Origin of the sequence: Butyricimonas sp., from assembly GCF_019423355.1 — a bacterium.
Taxonomy (GTDB): domain Bacteria; phylum Bacteroidota; class Bacteroidia; order Bacteroidales; family Marinifilaceae; genus Butyricimonas; species Butyricimonas faecihominis.
Genome location: NZ_JAHZBP010000006.1, coordinates 74,730 through 93,939 on the forward strand (window position 1 = coordinate 74,730; position 19,210 = coordinate 93,939).

The 19,210-nt window shown below is 46.6% G+C and carries 12 protein-coding genes; 4 read left to right on the top strand and 8 right to left on the bottom strand.

Features of this window, described 5'->3' with window-relative positions:
- Positions 1-46: 46 nt before the first annotated feature.
- The 4 genes from QVC79_RS09705 to QVC79_RS09720 all read right to left on the bottom strand — a co-directional run bounded on the left by QVC79_RS09705 (position 47) and on the right by QVC79_RS09720 (position 5,842).
- Entirely contained in the window at positions 47-2,272 is a 2,226-nt protein-coding gene (locus tag QVC79_RS09705) for a patatin-like phospholipase family protein (protein ID WP_270593075.1), read from the bottom strand.
- Positions 2,273-2,703: 431 nt separating this feature from the next.
- Positions 2,704-4,083, bottom strand: coding sequence for an alpha/beta hydrolase family protein (locus QVC79_RS09710; RefSeq protein ID WP_270593074.1), 1,380 nt, complete (start codon positions 4,081-4,083; stop codon positions 2,704-2,706).
- A gap of 324 nt (positions 4,084-4,407) precedes the next feature.
- Positions 4,408-5,067, bottom strand: coding sequence for a hypothetical protein (locus QVC79_RS09715; RefSeq protein WP_270593072.1), 660 nt, complete (start codon positions 5,065-5,067; stop codon positions 4,408-4,410).
- Positions 5,048-5,842, bottom strand: a complete 795-nt coding sequence (locus tag QVC79_RS09720) for a metallophosphoesterase family protein (protein ID WP_270593071.1) — start codon at positions 5,840-5,842, stop codon at positions 5,048-5,050. The genes QVC79_RS09715 and QVC79_RS09720 overlap by 20 nt, the downstream gene beginning before the upstream one ends.
- A gap of 214 nt (positions 5,843-6,056) precedes the next feature.
- On the opposite strand from QVC79_RS09720, the gene QVC79_RS09725 reads away from it, so the two are divergent.
- Positions 6,057-7,181 (top strand): sensor protein KdpD, encoded by a 1,125-nt coding sequence (locus QVC79_RS09725; protein WP_270593070.1) that lies wholly within the window; start codon positions 6,057-6,059, stop codon positions 7,179-7,181.
- A gap of 50 nt (positions 7,182-7,231) precedes the next feature.
- On the top strand, positions 7,232-8,947 hold the full coding sequence (locus QVC79_RS09730) for a sensor histidine kinase (RefSeq protein ID WP_270593068.1): 1,716 nt from the start codon (positions 7,232-7,234) through the stop codon (positions 8,945-8,947).
- Between the two features lie 305 nt (positions 8,948-9,252).
- Here QVC79_RS09730 and ybaK read toward each other — a convergent pair whose 3' ends face one another.
- Entirely contained in the window at positions 9,253-9,726 is a 474-nt protein-coding gene (gene ybaK / locus QVC79_RS09735; RefSeq protein ID WP_027199809.1) for a Cys-tRNA(Pro) deacylase, read from the bottom strand.
- Between the two features lie 298 nt (positions 9,727-10,024).
- Between ybaK and QVC79_RS09740 the strand changes: the two genes are divergently transcribed.
- Positions 10,025-10,420 (top strand): response regulator, encoded by a 396-nt coding sequence (locus tag QVC79_RS09740; protein WP_087422123.1) that lies wholly within the window; start codon positions 10,025-10,027, stop codon positions 10,418-10,420.
- On the opposite strand, the gene QVC79_RS09745 is transcribed toward QVC79_RS09740, so the two are convergent.
- The 3 genes from QVC79_RS09745 to QVC79_RS09755 all read right to left on the bottom strand — a co-directional run bounded on the left by QVC79_RS09745 (position 10,410) and on the right by QVC79_RS09755 (position 17,221).
- Positions 10,410-13,706: a golvesin C-terminal-like domain-containing protein gene (locus QVC79_RS09745; RefSeq protein WP_270593065.1), complete on the bottom strand. Its 3,297-nt coding sequence runs from the start codon at positions 13,704-13,706 to the stop codon at positions 10,410-10,412. The genes QVC79_RS09740 and QVC79_RS09745 overlap by 11 nt on opposite strands.
- Before the next feature lie 137 nt (positions 13,707-13,843).
- Positions 13,844-15,490 (bottom strand): metallopeptidase TldD-related protein, encoded by a 1,647-nt coding sequence (locus QVC79_RS09750; protein ID WP_270593063.1) that lies wholly within the window; start codon positions 15,488-15,490, stop codon positions 13,844-13,846.
- A gap of 27 nt (positions 15,491-15,517) precedes the next feature.
- The gene (locus tag QVC79_RS09755; protein ID WP_124318333.1) at positions 15,518-17,221 is read right to left on the bottom strand and encodes a TldD/PmbA family protein; all 1,704 of its coding nucleotides are present in this window, start codon (positions 17,219-17,221) and stop codon (positions 15,518-15,520) included.
- A 796-nt stretch (positions 17,222-18,017) separates the two neighbouring features.
- Here QVC79_RS09755 and QVC79_RS09760 point away from each other — a divergent pair.
- Entirely contained in the window at positions 18,018-19,196 is a 1,179-nt protein-coding gene (locus tag QVC79_RS09760) for a metallophosphoesterase (protein ID WP_270593060.1), read from the top strand.
- Positions 19,197-19,210: the final 14 nt, after the last annotated feature.

Sequence of the window (19,210 nt, forward strand, 5' to 3'; positions counted from 1 at the left end):
AACTTTTAGTTTTTATCTTTTAGCTTTTAACTTTCCAACTACCCCCTCAAAAATAAAATCCCAGATTAAAGTAACACCCTAACTTTTCCGACCAGTCGGAGAAAGTAAAGACCAGATCAATCGGTCCCAGCATAGAGTCCCGGGAATAACCGATTCCCCCACCCCATATACCTTTACGCCCGAAGAGGTCAAAGAAGTTATCATCTTGCAGGGCATAGTTCCCGATAACGGAAAGATAGTGCTTTCGCCCCATGCGTTGGCGGAATTCCAATTTCCCCACGATCACGGCATTCTCGAATACCTCCACGTGGTTAATTCCCACGAAAGGCATCTGTTGCGTGTTGTAACGTCCGAACTCCGTTCCCCCGAGATTATTAAAGTAAGAATAGGCAGGATCATGCCCGATTAACACCCGCCCGAACGCGGAAGGTAGTAATTTCAAACGGTCGGAAAGGGAAACAACCGGGCAGAAACGAACCGACAGGGCGGAAAACGGCGATCCCCCGTCATACGTCGCCAAGTTATCCGTGTACAACGAGTAAGCGGCCTCCAAGGAAACGCCCCGGGAGGGGTAGAATCGACGATCGTACGTGTCCAGTTCCGCCACCCCGTAATAACTGAAAAAGCCCTCGGGACGAACGCTCATCACCTCGTCCTCGTTGGAGAAAAGCAAGGAATTGTAATCAAAATACTCGTAGCGTAACCCCACCTTGAACTTAAAATTACGCAGGTACAGGCTGGACAGCCCCAGTTCCCCCGCGTGGTAACGATAAGTCACGTTATTCGTTTTCTTCCCCTTCCGGTAATAATCCACGTTATTATAGCGGAACATGTAGGCGAGGTTAAACCCTCGCAAGAAGGTATTTTCCAGTGAATATTCCAGTTTCACGTAAGGATTCTTGCTCAAACGCCCGGTTAATGCCAGTTGTGACCCCCGCAAGCTCCTGTTGTTTAAAGTCGTGTTCAACAAGATGGCCGCCATATCCTCCGAATCGAACCGGAAACCGATATTCAACGTACTCATGGGATTGGATTTCAGGCTTAACTCCAAATCGTGGGGAGCTGTCCCCAGCAACCGGTAATTCACCGCCACGAATGCTTTCGTGCCGTATAAAATCGCTATTTCACGATGAATATCATTCAAGGTGATCTCGCTATTTTCCTCTATCCGCATTTTCCGACGCACCCATCCTTCCTCCCGCGGGGACAGTCCCCGGATAATAACATTCCGAATGGCTATTTTTTCCGGTTGACGGGCTTTCGGGATCTCGTTGTCCACGTTCCCGGACTCCCCGATCAATTCTTTTACCCGCGTGATCTCGGACCATTGTTGCAGTGCCGCCACCTTTCCCCGGGCCAGTAGCGAGTCGATCGAGCGGGCGCTGAAACTGGCGGCGGTGTATCCTTTCATATCGGGACGAATCACCAGATCGGCAAGCTTCACGTTCGCCTCGTGCTTGTTCATGCAGAGAAGGTTGATGATCTGCGGGATCACGCCGGAGACAGACTCCAGCTTGTCCTCCTTCATCAAATCGGCCTGCACGTCAACCCCGATCACGATCTCCGCGCCCAACGCACGGGCCACGTCTGTCGGGAAATTATTCAATATCCCCCCGTCAACCAGTACCCGGTCACCCGTCCTCACCGGGGTAAACACGCCCGGAATGGCCATGCTCGCCCGCATCGCCTGCACGAGATTTCCTCCCTTCATCACGATCTCTTCCCGGTGGAACATATCCGCCGCCACGCAGGCAAACGGGATCGGTAATTGCAGGAAATCAAGGGAATCATGATAACCTATCGTGAGATCGGAAAAGAGATTATACACGTTCTGCCCGCTGATAAAACCTGACGGACGCTTTTTCCCCCGGTCAAAAGGGACGGAAAGCAAGTACTTGCCATCCTGTTCCTTCTCCCCGAAAGGCAGGTCATAACGGTTCACTTTATCACTTAGAAGGAACATCCAATCCTGCACCCGCACGAGGCTATCGAGTTGATCGGCCGAATAACCAATGGCATACAGACCGCCCACGATGGAGCCCATGCTGGTTCCCACGATGACATCCACGGGGATTCCCGCTTTTTCCAGCACTTGCAACACGCCGATGTGTGCCACGCCCTTCGCTCCCCCACCGCTTAACACGACGCCTACTTTTTTCCGTTGTGCCTCCACGGTCGGGAGCATCAATAGCAATAACAAGCCGATCACAAACAGGCGTCGGGCCACCGGGGTGTGGAATTTCGGGTATCGGGAAAGTCGCAGGTATTGCATGGTATATATTTTTAATTTAGAATTTAGAGTTTAGAATTTAGAATGCCCCCTCGAAGGGGTGTTCAAAAGTCATTTTCAAACTCCCTCCCCCCTTCGGGGTACTCCCTCTATAAACAGAGGGAGAGTTGAAATACTCCCTGTCTTCGGGAAGAGTCACCAGCTCCTCCTCTGTTTATAGAGGAGGTGGCACGAAGTGACGGAGGAGTTTTTTGAAATGAAATGACTTTTGGGAAAGCCCCGACAGGCTGCATTGTTACATTGTTGTACCTTCTCGCATCCGTCTCTCCCCCTGCGTAAGGGGGAGCCGGAGGGGGTAGTTAAAGCGCCGGCCCCGTGCGGCTGGAATCTAAAATCTAAAATCATTAAATCACTTAATCTAAAATCATTAAATCACTGAATCGGAAATCACTTAATCACTTAATCGATAGGATCTAAAATCCTTTCCCCTTGATCCAATCCCCGATCTCTTTCAAGGCCACGGGCGAAAAAGTTTCCTCTATCGTGCCGTATAAAGCGGGTGAACCTGATTCGCAAGTCTGGAAAAGATGATTTAACCCGGGTAATTCCTTCACGGTCACGCTCCGGTTTCTCCCAGCCTCCAAACCTTCCTTGATGATCCCCAAGTTTTCTGGCAAAACTTGCAGGTCACGACTCCCGTTCAAAGCCAGCACCGGACATTTCACGTCCCTCAAAACGGGAACAGGGTCGTATTTCACGAAGAAATACATCCACGGGGACAGCACTTGTCGACGCCAAAGTTCGGCACCTCGCTCGTCCTTCATGTTTACCGGCAATTTCCCCGTTTGGGCTAAACTATCCATATACGCTTTCAAAAGCGGTTCGGCCTCCCGGCTCGACGCGCTCGACAGCACGATGTCAAAACATCGGCGATTCACGGCAGCCGAGTAATCCAACTCCCCGGCAGTCGCTCCCGTCACCCGTCCCATCTCTTTTTGCTGTTCCAGTAATATATGGTCACCCCGTAGCCCGGGACCCGCCAACAGAACGATGAAAGACACGTCCCCGGAACGACTGGCCACGAGGGGAGCGACCATCCCACCCTCGCTATGCCCGATAAGCCCGATATTTCGCACGTTCCGGTCATTCTTTAAAAAGCGGACGGCTGCCTCCACGTCATCGGCGAAATCAAGCGTGGTTGCCGTCTCGAAATTCCCGGTTGACTGTCCCACCCCCCGGTCATCAAAGCGCAACACCCCGATCCCTTGCCGAGTGAGATAATCGGCAAGCACGAGAAAAGGTTTATGTCCTAATATTTCTTCATCCCTGTTTTGCGGCCCGCTACCGGAAATCAACACGACAACCGGGTAATGATCGCCCTTTTCCGGTAAAGTCAGCGTACCCGCCAAGGTCACGCCCGCTTTCGTGTTTTCAAAGGTCACTTCCTCCACTCGGTACGGGTAGGGTGGTTTGGGTTCCTGCGGACGTGCAAGAGCCACTTCTCCATCCACTCGCGTTAATTCCAACGGCAGTGTCAACCCGCCCTGCATGAAAGTTCCTTGTATCCTATCGGCCCCCTGCCATTTCCCGGAGAATTTCATCCCAAGGGCCGGTGCCGTGATGGTCAACACGCTATCCGCGTACTCCGTTTTCCCCGTGGGAATCCCCTTTGCCCCCTGATCAGGGCTATCCATCTTCGTCGTCCATGAATCCCCGGAGCGGGAAACATGAAAAACAAGCCTTAATTTCACGCCCTGAATATTCAAGGTTCCACCCCAATGTCCGGCAATATCCTGCGCATTCATGATCATCGCCACGAGGACAAAAAATACGGATACAAATACTCTTTTCATGCTATTTCTTGTTTTAACAATGTTCAACAAATATACGAGAAATAATGAAACTTATATACGAATTTACAGTAAACCAACTTCCTCCCGGCTTCGCCGTACTCCCCTTGCTAATTTTAGATTTCCACCCACAAGCCGACGCTTTTTGATTTCCAATTTTAGTTTTTAACTTTTACCTTTTAGTTTTCCAACTACCCCCTCCAACTCCCCCTTACACAGGGGGAGAGCTGATTATCAGGCGGTTTCTCTCCCTTACACAGGGAAAGAGTTGATTACCAAGCGGTTTCTCCCCCTGTGTAAGGGGGAGCTAGTGGGGGTAGTTGGGAATTACAAGATATGCAGTTTCACTCCAAACGAGAGACTCAGTATATCCCATGTTCTCACGTATTTATTCGTGGCACTACTGATGACGTAAAGATCACAGGTACTCAACTCGTAAAACGCCGTGATTCGACGAAAGGGGGAATGAGGCCCCAGATCGAAAGCAATTCGCTGTCCGGTAAAGATATGAAAGCGTACACGGGTGGAAAACTTATAATAGTTATTCGGATATTTCTCCGGTTCCTTCACCCAAAAATCATCGGATAACACCGTGTTCATGTACAGTCCCGTCACCAGTGGTTCCAACCACCACTTGCCGCCGAGACTAACCTCCCACGGCGCGTAATTTTGTTTCAACGTGAACGTCACTTTCGCCTTGTTGGAAGAAAAACGAGGAACCAAGCCGAACATGATCTCCGTTTCCCACTGTTTCTTTCGCCCGTAATCCCAACCCACGCCAAGGGAAAGCAATCCCATCGAACCGGCATATTGCACGTTTTGATACTTCGGGATCATACGGTTCCACCCGGACTTGTATTGTTGTAATTTACGCTGATGCCGTTCCGCCCGTCGTTGTTCCCGGTCATCATCCGTCATTCCTAGCACGTTCGTCGCCAGTCCCATGAACAGGGTCACGATGCCAATTCTAATAATAGACCACTTCATACTCGTACCCTCCCGGCGTTAAGGTGAATAACAAATAATTCTTATCTTTCATCGCGGCACAACCGATATACGGGATCCCGTCCTCGAACAATTCTTCATGAAGTAGCGTGTGACTGTGAGCGTGCAAGCAAAACTCTACCCCCGGGAACTCCCGCAACAAGGCATGAAAACCACGGGCCACGTTATTGTTGAACTCCACGTTGAAAGGTTGCACGTGCATCACCGGAACCGTCCGGGGGTATCCCACCGTGTCCTGCAATTCATTGTACATGAAAGTAAAGTCCGGCACCGGGTGCGAGTAGTCGAATTCCAAGGCATTCGTGTTCATGCAAACAAATTTAGTATTCCCCGCCTTGAAAGAGAAATTCTCTTTCCCGTACACCTTCAGGAAAACATCCATCCCGTTCCCGAGAATATCGTGATTCCCCAGCAAGGCCACGTAAGGAACTTTCAGCTTTCCCATAATATCCCGCACCCACATAAACTCCTTCGTCAAGCCGAAATCGGATATATCCCCGCCGTGGATCACGAAGTCCACGTCATCCCGCTTGTTGAGCGCCTTCACGAAATCTTCCGTCTCGTCATACCAACGCTGGCTATCTCCCATTAACACGAACCGCAAGGTGTCCTTCCCCTCGCAAATCTCCTCTATACGAGCTATATTCTTCGCGTTTATACCCGTTTCCCCGTGCAAACGCACATCGTACGGATGATACTCGATTAAATCACACCCGCATAGTAGTAGTACTATTCCATATAAAATCACTCTTTTCATTGCAATACCAGTTTATGCTTTCGATAATGCAAAAAACAGACCAAAGATTATTCACACGAAATCGACACGGTTACTATTTTGGAAAAATACCCTACCAAAATGAAAAGGTTTTATCATTTATCGAATCGCCCATCATTTCGATAAACGCTGATTAACAGGCAAATAAAGCAAACCATATTCATCTTGCATATTTTTTGCTATCTTACAGGTCGTTATGGACAAGGAACAGAACGTTGAACACTTCCTCAGTCTTATCAGAAAGGCTAAGAGAGGTCATTTAAAGATATATATCGGCATGATTGCCGGGGTCGGAAAAACTTATCGGATGTTACGGGAAGCACATGATTTGCTTACCGCGGGAGTTGATGTACAAGTAGGTTACGCGGAAACACACGGTCGTGTTGACACGGCAGCCAAACTGGAAGGCCTTCCCGTCATTCCCCGCAAAAAACTATTTTACAAGGGCAAGGAAGTCGAAGAGATGGATTTACAGGCAATTTTACAAATACACCCGGAAGTGGTGATTGTTGATGAGCTGGCCCACACGAATATCGAGGGGTGCGTGAACGAGAAACGCTGGCAGGACGTGCTTGACTTGCTGGACGCGGGGATCAATGTTATCACGGCCGTGAATATCCAGCACATCGAAAGCCTGAACGGGGAGGTACAGGACATTTCCGGAATCGAGGTAAAGGAACGAGTCCCCGATAGCGTGTTAGGACAGGCCGACGAGGTGGTGAACATCGACTTAACCGCTGAAGAATTGATCTCCCGGTTAAAAGCCGGAAAGATTTACAAACCGGATAAAATTGAACTGGCCCTGCGTAACTTCTTCAAATCGGAAAACATCCTTCAACTCCGGGAACTAGCCTTGAAAGAGGTCGCCCTACGGGTGGAGAAAAAGGTGGAAAACGAGGTGGTGGAAAATATCGGCCTACGCCATGAACGCTTCTTAGCCTGTATCAGTAGTCAGGAAAAAACACCACGCAAACTCATCCGGAAAGTGGCACGCCTAGCTACCCATTACAATAGCAAATTCGTGGTCCTCCACGTGCAAACCCGTCACGAAAGCGCTGACCGCATCCCACTGGCCAAGCAACGTTACCTGATCAATCATTTCAAGCTGGCATCAGAACTGGGCGGAGAGGTACTTCAAATACAATCGAACGACATTATCGGAACCATCATCAATGTTTGCCGGGAAAGGCAGATTAGCACGGTTTGCGTGGGAAAACCCAACATCCAGTTGTTTTCATACGTGCGTTCAGCCCTTCGATACAAGAGGTTATTGAATAATCTGGCGATATTAAATGTAGATTTAATCATTCTCGGGTCATAAATACGGAAGAATTCTTGAAAATATCATTAAATCGAATTAAGTTTAGGGGTATGAAAATAAAAACGAAATTAACATCGGGAATCGGTCTCCTTTTCATGATCATCGTGCTACTCGGTGTTCTGGCGATCAGTTACATTGATAAACTGGCCGATGACACGAAAAATATCCTGTCCGATAACTACAATTCGCTCGATTACGCGAAAGGTATGCTTTATGCCCTCGATAATCTTGAAACGGACCGGGAAGCGTTGAATATATTCATGGAGAACCTCGAAAAACAGAGACTGAATATCACGGAAATCAACGAGTCGGAAGCCACCAACCGCTTGGCCCGCCATTTCAAATTGCTGGACGAGAATCCTAGCGAACAGAACATCCGGCAACTCCGGTTGGATCTGAACCAGATCATGAGCCTGAACATGGCCTCGATTCAACGCAATAGCGTGATTGCCGAAGACACGGCCCGACAGGCCACGTTATGGATTTCTATTATCGGGATATGTAGTGTCGGGATTGCCCTCGCCTTGCTCCTGTTGTTTCCCACGCAAATTACCCGCCCGATCAGCGAGTTGACACGCGGGATCGTGGAGATTGCCCACCGCAATTACAGTAAACGCCTGCATTTCGACTCTACACGGGAATTTAATGAAGTGGCAACTTCTTTCAACGATATGGCCGAACGCCTAGAAGAGTACCAGCAAAGTTCACTGGCCACCCTGTTATCCAGCAAAAAATACTTGGAGGCTATCGTCAACAGTATTCATGAACCGATTATCGGTCTGGATCATGACCGACAAATTCTTTTCGTGAACAAGGAGGCTTTAACCGTGTTAAACCTCAAACGGGAACAGATGATTCACCAATCTGCCGACGAGTTATCGTTGAAGAACGACTTGTTACGCCGCCTTATTCGCGAACTGGTACATCCAAACGAAAAGCACGAGCCGCTAAAGATATACGCCGACGACAAGGAGAGTTTTTTCCAAGCCGTTTACGTGCCGATTAAATTGACGGAGACCGAAACCGAGGGAGAAAAACAGGTCGGCAACGTGATCTTGTTAAAGAATATCACGGAATTCAAAGAACTCGATTCGGCCAAAACAACTTTTATCTCCACGATCTCGCACGAGCTTAAAACCCCGATTTCAGCTATCATGATGAGCTTGAAATTACTAGAAGATCAACGGATTGGCAGCTTGAACGCCGAGCAACAATCTCTCGCAAGTAGCATAAAAGAAAATAGCGACCGACTGTTAAATATCACGGGGGAACTACTCAAATTGACCCAAGTGGAAACCGGAAAGCTGATTTTAAGCCCGAAGATCACGAAACCGATCGAATTGATCAACTATGCCGTGGCAGCCACCCGGGTACTGGCCGAACGTTTCGGATGCAATATTGAAGTGGAGTACCCCGAAAAGATTCATAAACTATTTGTAGATAGTGAAAAAATAGCTTGGGTGATCACGAATCTCCTCTCCAATGCCATCCATTATTCGAAAGAGAACTCCCGGATCATCGTGGGAGCCAAGGAAGTGGACCAGACCATACAAATATTCGTGCAGGATTTCGGCAAAGGAATCGACCCCAGATACCACCAAAGTATATTCGACCGCTATTTCCGGGTTCCGGGGACCAAAGTACAAGGTAGCGGGCTAGGACTAGCCATTTCTAAAGATTTCGTGGAAGCTCATGATGGAAAAATCTGGGTTGAAAGCGAGATCGGAAAAGGAAGTAAGTTCACAATCGCATTTCCAGTCCGATAAAAGAACTAAAAAGTAAAAGCTAAAAGTTGAAGGAGAGCCAACTTTTAGCTTTTAGTTTTTAACTTATCAACGTCGCCCTCTATACACATCTTTTAGAGCAAGATAGTATTCCAGCTCCTCCTCTGTTCATAGAGGAGGTGGCCGCAAAAGCGGACGGAGGAGTTTGTTGCCATGTAAACGACTTATTTACAATAACTCCCTCCCCCTTCGGGTACTCCCTCTATAAACAGAGGGAGAGCTGAGTTACTATTCTACTTCGGGAATCACGTCCATTATCTTACGTGTAATCACCAAGATAGTCCCTTTTAACTTATCAGCGTCGCCCGGGTATAAGTGATTAAATCTTTTGGGTTTAGCCGGATTTGTAATCCCCGAACACCCGCACTGATATAAATGTATTCGAACTTTAAACAACTTTCATGAATAAACGTGGGGAACTCTTTTTTCATCCCGATAGGCGAGCAACCTCCCCGGATGTACCCGGTAATAGGCAATAATTCCTTCATCGGAATCAAATCCGCTTTCTTGTTCCCGGACGCTTTAGCCGCCACTTTTAAATCCAGTTCATGATCACCCGGAATAACACAAACAAAGTAACCACCCCGATCCCCATGCAGTACTAACGTTTTGAACACCTGTTCGATATTCTCCCCCAACTGTGCCGCCACGTGAGCCGCGGCCAGATCATTTTCATCCACCTCGTAAGGAATTAACTCGTAGTCAATCTTCGCTTTATCTAGCAAACGAACAGCATTCGTCTTATTTATCTTGGCCTTCATATCTACACGATTTTACTTCCATACAAAAATAATGAATCACCAGAAAATTGGAGTAAAATAGATACAATTTCTGACATGGAAATCATATCATTAAACGAACGTTTATTGAATGTACAAATATAAGTATTTTTTACTTCATATCAGCTACGTTGCTTATTTTTTAAATTTCTCATGATCAAATGAAAAGCAAGATAAAAATTAACAATCCGCATTTTATTGGCAGCTCAATAAATGAGATATAATAAACGTTCATTTATTGCGAGTACAAAATTACAACACGAATAGCGTTAAACACCTTATGGAACCAGAGAAACGCCCTATAATTCTTATTGCAGAAGATGATGAAAGTAACTACTTGCTTTTATTCGCTTTATTAAAGCGAGATTACCAGATCATTCATGCACATGATGGAATTGAAGCCATCCAACTATTCAAGAATTTTCCTCCCGATGCAATCTTAATGGATATAAAAATGCCCCATATGGACGGGCTCACAGCCATGCAAACCATTCGAGAAATAGATCATGACATTCCGATCATTGTCGTTAGCGCATACGCTTATGAACAGGACAAACAAACAGCTTACTCGTGCGGGTGTAATGCCTATATCATGAAACCCGTGGATGCCAAAAAGTTGACAAGCACCATTTCCCTCTTGCTATCTATTAAAGAACATCACATTTCTATTCATTAACGGGAATCCATTTCACGGCATTGGCAAAAATCAACTGCACGGCGTCACGTTCCCACGCGTAAGTGCCATCATTCTCCCACGTCAAAGAATCACCACCCCGGTCACTCAAAAACACGCTATACTCACCACGATCAAAATCATATTTCCCCAAAGAGATCCATCCCGGTTCCTCGTTATCCAACAACACTTCCACGTCCGTGACGTCCCCCGCGGATGTCACCTGATAAAAAAGTCTCGCTCCCCCGATAAAAACCTTACGGGCCGCTGTCGCCTCCACGTCCGGGACATAAACCAAAACCTCGTACTTCCCGGGATTTTCCACGTTCACTTTCCACTCCACCTTAGATTTCCCTGTTCCGGCAATTTTATAATAAGCACTCTTCACGATATCCCCGTAACAATGGCTATCCGTGGTCAAAGTCCAATGCTCGTGGTCATACACGTAACTATACTTTTTCCCGTTCTCACCTGTTGAGAAATAAGCGGCCAATTTCCCTTTCCGCTTTTTCTCATGAATCACAAAACCGGGGTCCTCGGCATTCACGATCATTCCCGGAACCTTCCGGGTAAAAATGGTGCTATCCACATCCCAAATACCCGTTTTCCCATCTTTCGTTCGTGTCAAGTCTTTTGATGAAGTCCATTCCAATAAACGCTCACCGGGAAGATTCTGGCTTAGGCTCATTTCCAATGAAAAAGCCTCAAGCGTACCGAGATCGGCCCGAATCTCCTTACAACTATGTCCCGGGATTAAATAGCTACGTCGCCCGGATCCCATCTCGTTATCTCCCATGGAATACGTCGCCACGCTCAACGTCACGACTGCCGGCGCAGAAGTAGGATTATATATTTTACAGCTACCGATATGCCTAGCTTCCTCGTCCTTTTCATACAACTCCACTTTCAAATCTTGAACAAACAATGCCGGCAACTCTTTCCCCTCGTAATAATAATCCAGTATCTCCCGAAGATTCACGTGAAAACGAGCGTTAAACTCCCGCTCAAGCACCTCGAAATCAGGAGCCATAAACAAATAACGTTGCTTGAATTGTTTCATAAATTGGAATAATTCCCTTTCCCCGACCAGTGCCTGCAAATGTTTCTCTATCAAGGTATATTTTCTCTTTAGTAACTCCTGCAACTGATTGCCTTTCGTCTCCTTGTCCACGAAAGCTTCTCGCATGGATTTTCCATTCCAATAAGTAACGATTTCGGAATAGCCCAGCTCATCCCCCAAGTAAATCATCGGCCCGTTAGAAAAGTCAACCTTGGCCAAATCATTCACGATACCACCAAAACCCGGGTATTCTTCCGATTGCAGAACCCCACCGAAATCACCGAACAGGGCCGAACAATCAAAAATACCCGTGAGCAGGTTTACCTCCAACATATTACGAAATGCATCCACCTCTAACTCAAAACGTGTCCTTTCATCGTCATCTCCCGGCCAGAATCCCACGTGCGCATAATACCCCAAATACATCCGCTCCGGATAAAACAAGAGTTCCGGCTGTACAAATTGACTTCCCGCAAATCCTTTATATAGACGAGGAACGAAATTCACCGGAGCCTCTACCACGGTCAATTTGTCAAACGGATAATCACCCCCTTTTATCGCTAGTATTGTACTTATCGGCTCTTCCACAAGGAAGTCGGCAGAATCTTTCAGACTCGTGTAATCCCGCATGAAAAAGTCATGTCCGGAAAAATGATACAACTCGAACGTCAAGGAATCCAACACGATACTCCTCCGTTCGTACTCCCCGATAGTCAGACTTAGAGAAGGCAATGGCTCCCGATTTCTAAAGACCGTAGTATCCCCGCTCATCTCCATCTCTCCTTGCGAGATAGCCACTCGTTTCCCGACATCCCCGACTTTTAATCGATAACGGGTAAAATCATACTGACGAGCCAACGGGGCGTTCACGTTTACCGGGGGAACGGCAACCGGATACCACAAACATTCCGGGAAAAGCAACGTGTAATCATCCCCGACACGAGCAAAACACCTCCCATGACGGAACATCGAATGATACGTCCGGAAAAAGCTCATCAAGCGGGTATCATGAAACTCCTCGTCCGTGAAATCCGGGAAACAAATCGCCTCATCAATCTTTCCCTCGTAAACCACGTGTAAAAGGATTTCTTCACCGGGTTGTAACGCTCTCTCCAAAAGGATGGCTTGGGATTCCCGGGTATAAGGCAAGTTCTCCCCTTGCCCGCCTGTCAAGGCCGTTACCTCTAATCCCGGATTCAAGTAAAGCACCGGGCGAACTAAGGGTCGTCCTCCCACGTTTGCCACCACCAGATCACTCTCCCCCGTTATTTTATCCCCTTCTTGACGAAAATAGATATTATGCGCCTTAACGTGTCCCCCTTTCACTTCGGCGTACTTTTCGAATACCTCCCGGTACAAGTCTCTTCGATTATTTAGCTCGTGAAATATACTGTAATAAGCCCCTCCGAACAAGATGCCGATCAGCAAGAATGTCCATCCCCCGGCCCTAACTTTCCATGTAACACCTGCCCGTTCCGATAAACGCGGCATCATTCCCATAGCCAGCACAACAAGTCCCAACCCCAGAAGAACAAACATTCCCCGTTGTAAAACAACCCACTCCGGACGGGTCATTCCCGTCACATCCGAGAACAAAAGCGGCAATGCACGCCCCCATGGGTCAACGGTACCCCACAATAAATCCGTGGTCCCGAAATAAAAGGCAGCAAATACAGCCAACAATACCAATACTGCCAAAGCATGATTCTTTACCCGATTAGCCACGATTAAAGCTACTCCCAACACGAAAAACAGCGTGGGCAAGGTCATCACGAACAGGTAAACAAAATAAATCTTCAACTGAAAAGTTTCCGGTTCCCCGAACAAGATATGGAAAATCATCCCTAATCCCATCGTTATCAAGTTCAGCACGAGGCAAACCTCCACGATCCCCAACACCTTTCCCGTTTGATAAGCCAAATTAGTCACCGGACGGGCAGAGAACACGGCATTTGTCTCCAAACGTCGATCTCGCCACACGAAATCGATACCGATAAAAATCACGATAATCCCTTGCACCAAATTATAAAACCAAGCATTCCAAAAAGGAATAAACGAAGGCAAAGCCCTGTTTAACCACCTAAGCCCACCTAATGAATCGCCTTGCCATAGCCAGTGCGAAAGAGAAATTCCCACAACTACACAACAAGCGAATATCCAAAACAACTTATTTCTTATGATCAGGTTTCGCTCGTAACGGGCCACCAGACGTATATTTTCAAATGTCATACCTATTATCTTAAAAAAGTAACAACCAACCTACTGAACAAAGGTATTCATTCCCAGTGAACTTTACAAACTAGGGGTATGTCTTTCTCGACATACCCCTAGTTTGTAAAGTTTATAAAATTAGCCACTCGGCTACATTATCTCTGCAACGGGAATTTCAACACCGGTTCTTTCTCTTTCTTCGGTTCAGACTTGTTGATTTCCACGTCCTCGATCAAAACCGAGGCCGGATAAATCAAAGAAGAAAGCACTTGACGATTCAGGATGTAGTTAGACACGTTTTCTTTACTTGAAATGTCCAGTACCCGTTTGATCTTCGCCAGATTAATGGCAGAAACATCACCGAAACGAACCTGCGTTTCACTACCATCTTTCACGTCAACCTTGTAAATACGGGATGCCGGTCCGGCAATACTGCGCACGATGTAAGCATAATCCAATCCTTCATCCTTGGCAGCCTTGATTAATGCTTTTTTCATCTTGTCCTGTTTCGTTCCCTTATCTACTTGGATATGAATAGTTCCCGGGGCCGTGGCATAAACTATATCACTTCCGGTCATCACAAAACGAGAGCTACCCGTGGAGTGCTGAGTTTTCAAAGAAGGTACCCGACCATTCAACATTTGGCGCAAGATCCCCTTGTCAACCAGCGTCATCTCCTTTTCTGGAATAACACCTTCCGCGTCAATCTCGTAAGCACCTAACAACGGGGTCCCATCGTATTTCTCCAAGCTAGTGTAATTTTTCACGGTCAAACGGTTGTCAATAATCTTTCTCCCGATACGACCTTCCAACGTTCTGCCTCCCGCCTGACCAATCGGCTTACGATAAGCAAATAATCCCCCTTGATTCAACAGGTTGTTCACGAAGATACTGGAAGAAGCCCCGTCTTCAAAAAGAACCGGCCCGGAATAGAATTCTTCAACCACCGGGGCATTTCTCAACTTCATCAGATTTTCAGCAAAAGCAGTTACTTTCTTTTTCAAATCTTCCAAAGAAGGCATATCCTGCGGGCGAGCAACCAAAATAGAAAGCGCATCCCCGATCCGTACCCCGTCTTCCGTGGTTACATATCCCTGTGCAAACAGATTCGCATAGGTAACCGGTTGTTTCATGGTCACGTCCTCGCTCGTCTGTTTGTAAACTTCCATATCCAAACCGCTAATACCCACGGATGAATTGTAAATTTCCTTGTAATTCTTGAATATCGCGGAAAGTTCACGAATCGTGTTTTCCCATTTCTTTATATCAATTTCATAGGGAACCTTACTTTCCACGATCTTCGTGATCGGTTCTGCCTTCACCAAGTCTGGCAATTGAGCCTCCTCCGGAGTTTGCGGGTTTGACTTCAAGGCCGCTTCTTTGGCAGCAGCTTCACGCAACGCCATCTTGTAAGCCGCATCGGATACCAACCAAAAATTACGACGAATCATGTCATAATCCGCCTCGGCCGGCATCCCTACCTTCATGAATTGTCCCACGAAACGAGTATCGTTCGTGTTATTATAATCACCCAGCAACAACTGAGACGAGCCTACCCCTCTCCACGGCAATTCCAGTGAATTCGTGATCGCTCCTAGCTCCCCGACAACTTCAAACTGACGGAACCGACCTAAAGAATACGACAAATAAAACGGTTTATCCATTCCCGGCAATGCCAATTCAGCTTTATTTCTTTGTAATTCATCCTGCATCGCCTTGAAGATCACTTGATCTTGCTCATTCTGTGCCACCACTGGCCCTACCAGCAGGAAAAATATTAATAGTGATAATATATATCTCATCTTTCTAATTTTATAATTTCCACATCTTTATTTCGTTCCCGGAGCCGGTAAAATCGGTAAAATATCTTGAGATTTCGCTTTTCTTTGTGTCTCTACCTTATTCACCAAGATAGTCGGGGAAATAGCCGTTACAGGAATTGAACCCGATTCAGCACCACACATTCCCGTGAACACGCGGGCATCATTTCCGGCATATATAATATTAGAGAACATGGAAAGCGGGGTTCCAATCAAATCCACGCCACGAACCAACTGATCCGGACGACCGTCAGCAAATACTTTGTACACCTCCAGCGGGGTCACGTTGAAGGAATTGGTACCACCTTTACCGGTGAAGGTAAATCCACTCGTCACCTCCTTGAAGAAATAACCGTATTCTTTACCTTGTTTCTTTACCTCTTCAATCAATAACTGGCGTAATTCTTCGGGAGTTTTCGGGTTAGAAGTCTCGATCACCAAGTTAGACTGGCGCGAAACAGGGTCAAACCCATCGCTGGCACGGGCGTGTCCGTTCGTGCGAGGATGGCCGTCGATCGGGGTACGAGTCATCAGGAAGTCATTCAACTTACCGTTCACCACGACATCCACCCGTTCGGCTTTCACACCCTGATCATCATATTTATAAAATCCGTTCAAATCCTCTCCCGCATATTGCCGAAGTGTCGGATCATCATACACGTGCATCCCCTCCGGCAACACGAATTGGCCGATCATTTTCTTGAACGTCTGCCCGTCATTCTCACTCTTCATACGTTGTCCCTCGATCCGGTGACCGAAAATCTCGTGAAAGAAGACACCACTGGCAGGACCGGATAACAAGGCCGGTCCCGTGTAGGGATCAACCACCGGAGCCACACGCAAAGCCTCCAATGTTTTCACCATTTCCTTGGCATCAGCAATAATCTTATCATTGGCGGGAAGATCTGCCGGATCATAAGCAAAATAAGACAAGTTCAACGGCAATTCCATCCCATCATCGGCTTTTGTTTCCCCGAACACCATGATGCGGGCGTACGGTAGATTCTGCACGACTTCCGTCCCCTCGTTATTCACGAAATAACGTCTCTCCACCGTGTAGATCATGATCGCATCCCCTTTCATAATTCCCGGTTGGTTTTTGAACACGGCTGAAATCTCTTTCATCCGGGCTGCCCACTGATCCATATCAATCGTCATTTTTTCAGCAGGAAGCGGAGCCTCGTAATATTTTTCCACCTTCGCTTCCGAAAAATAAGGAGCCTTATCTTCCTCTTCCACGTTTACAGAGCTTTCAGCCTTCGTTTTCTGGTACATATCCACGGCAAACTTGTAACGATTGTTTACCTCGTCCCAGATAGCCTGACGAACGGCATCTTCATTATTTTCTTCATCCAATGGTAAACGAGCCACGGAAGGTCCTTGGAAACGGGACATGGCCGATCCCATTTGATTAAATCTAAAATTATCGAGTTTCTCATCCCCTAACCGAATCTGCGGAACTAACGTCCGGGAACGATATTGCTGACTGTTCATCAGCGCCCCGAAAGAAGCCGATACCACGGAAGAGGTCACATCAATCACCCTGTAATTCATGTGATACGGGGGAAATTCTTCACCCTTTAGTTCTTTCATCTGTTGTGCCAACTCTTCTTTCAGAAGTCCCAGCAACTTATCCTGTCCTTGCCCGTAAGTCTTCGGAACAAACAACAGGGAGAGAAAGCAACTAAAAATAACCAATACTGTTTTTCTCATGTGTAATTGTTTTAATCATGTGAATAATAAAAGATCATTGAAAGATCACGCACTATTTTTCGTTAACAAATATAAGACGAATCTTCATGGTTGCAAAACTCAAACGTTTTAAATTTTTCTTAAAGTGAAGAAATACAAAAAAAGGATGATTTCCCATCACGGTACTTTCACCCTCGTCGACAAATTAGAATTCAAAATATTACATTTACATGTAACTATATCTTTCAAAAAACGTTTTCCAAAAAAGCCTCCGGATCATTAAATGGAATGTCAACTCGAATTTAATAAAAAAAAGTGTATACACACTTCCGGAGGCTTATTCCTTCATGTGCTATACACTTTCTTTATTATTTTTCGAATTGACAAGACAAAGGTAGAGATTTCTTTAATATAAACCACAAAAGAACAAAATTATTTATCCCATCTCCCGGCATTTAACATTCCAACCTCCGCCTCTTTACGAAATTCTTCAACCGAATTTCGTTGAAATTATATCATAACACTTTTAATCATAACGCAGTAATTATATTTACATACATCATTTATTCCCTTTTCATCTCCCGCAAAATTCCCCATCATCAAAAATATTTTATCCTTTCATCCTAATTTCATCCAATCGGAACAAAGAATTAAGATTAAGTTGACAAGCTCCTCCTTGAACACAAACAATATCTCAAAGATTCCCCAAAGAAAGATAAAAAATCTTGTACACGACAACCACGTGAAAAGAAATGATAACTTTGTTAAATAAAGAAACAAACGACACGACAACATCACTTATATAAAAATAGAAAATATGCTTGGAAAACTATCCATCTATCTCTTTTTGTTACTCATCATTCCGGATATCTATATCTACAAATTGTATATCACCAGATCAACAGGCGGTAGCCCGTTCGGTTGGCTGTGGTTTCTCCCTTCCGTGCTCCTAGTGTTCACGCTCGTCTGGATTTTACTATCCTCTAGGGATGCGCTGGCCATACAAAGCCTCATCGGTACGTTCACAATCGCCTACATGACCATAGTCCTGCCGAAAACGATCTTCATGGTTTGCTCGCTGCTTGATTTACCGTTAAAATACTTACTCAAATGGCAAATCCAGCCTTTTAGCTGGCTGGGAGTCGTACTGGGAGCTTGCATGATGATCATGGTTCTCTACGGGGCGATATGGGGTAAAACACGATTTGACGTGAAACAGGTCACTTTCACCTCCCCGAACCTCCCTACGGCTTTCGATGGGTATCGTATCGCCCAGATTTCCGACATACACACGGGTAGTTGGAACGGAGACCGAGCAGCCCTGCAAAAAGCCGTGGACCGGATCAACGCCCAGCAAACCGATTTAATTGTTTTCACAGGTGACATCGTCAACACGAAAGCCACGGAACTGGAACCATTCGAAAACATTCTGGCACAACTGAAAGCCCCGGATGGCGTGTTCTCCATTCTCGGAAATCACGACTACGGTCCTTACCACAACTGGCCTACCACCGAGGCCCGGGATCAGAATATCCGAGATATACAAGACAAGCAGGCCGCCATGGGTTGGCAATTATTAAACAATGATCACGTGATTTTGAAACGTGCTGCGGACAGCATCGCCTTAATCGGCGTGGAAAATAACGGGGAACCTCCATTCTCTCAATACAGTGACCTCCCCAAAGCCATGAAAGGCACGGAACAATGCGCTTTCAAACTATTGTTAAGCCACAATCCCACGCACTGGCGCCGGGAAGTACTCGACACGGACATCGACCTCATGCTGGCAGGCCACACACACGCCATGCAATTTGCCGTCGGACGACTTTCCCCGTCCCGGTTCATGTATCCGGAATGGAGTGGACTCTACATGGAAGGCAAACAAGGTTTGTACGTCAACGTCGGGTTGGGATATATCGGACTGATGCCCCTGCGTTTCGGTGCATGGCCGGAGATCACGGTCATCACGCTGAAACAATTGAAAATGGAGGATTGAAAATGAAGATCCAG

Bases quoted from the DNA above. Each gene is read 5' to 3' on its own strand.
- QVC79_RS09710 (WP_270593074.1), bottom strand. From the start codon at position 4,083: ATGAAAAGAGTATTTGTATCCGTATTTTTTGTCCTCGTGGCGATGATC.
- QVC79_RS09705 (WP_270593075.1), bottom strand. From the start codon at position 2,272: ATGCAATACCTGCGACTTTCCCGATACCCGAAATTCCACACCCCGGTG.
- QVC79_RS09730 (WP_270593068.1), top strand. From the start codon at position 7,232: ATGAAAATAAAAACGAAATTAACATCGGGAATCGGTCTCCTTTTCATG.
- QVC79_RS09725 (WP_270593070.1), top strand. From the start codon at position 6,057: ATGGACAAGGAACAGAACGTTGAACACTTCCTCAGTCTTATCAGAAAG.
- QVC79_RS09755 (WP_124318333.1), bottom strand. From the start codon at position 17,221: ATGAGAAAAACAGTATTGGTTATTTTTAGTTGCTTTCTCTCCCTGTTG.
- QVC79_RS09740 (WP_087422123.1), top strand. From the start codon at position 10,025: ATGGAACCAGAGAAACGCCCTATAATTCTTATTGCAGAAGATGATGAA.
- QVC79_RS09745 (WP_270593065.1), bottom strand. From the start codon at position 13,706: ATGACATTTGAAAATATACGTCTGGTGGCCCGTTACGAGCGAAACCTG.
- QVC79_RS09750 (WP_270593063.1), bottom strand. From the start codon at position 15,490: ATGAGATATATATTATCACTATTAATATTTTTCCTGCTGGTAGGGCCA.
- QVC79_RS09715 (WP_270593072.1), bottom strand. From the start codon at position 5,067: ATGAAGTGGTCTATTATTAGAATTGGCATCGTGACCCTGTTCATGGGA.
- ybaK (WP_027199809.1), bottom strand. From the start codon at position 9,726: ATGAAGGCCAAGATAAATAAGACGAATGCTGTTCGTTTGCTAGATAAA.
- QVC79_RS09720 (WP_270593071.1), bottom strand. From the start codon at position 5,842: ATGAAAAGAGTGATTTTATATGGAATAGTACTACTACTATGCGGGTGT.
- QVC79_RS09760 (WP_270593060.1), top strand. From the start codon at position 18,018: ATGCTTGGAAAACTATCCATCTATCTCTTTTTGTTACTCATCATTCCG.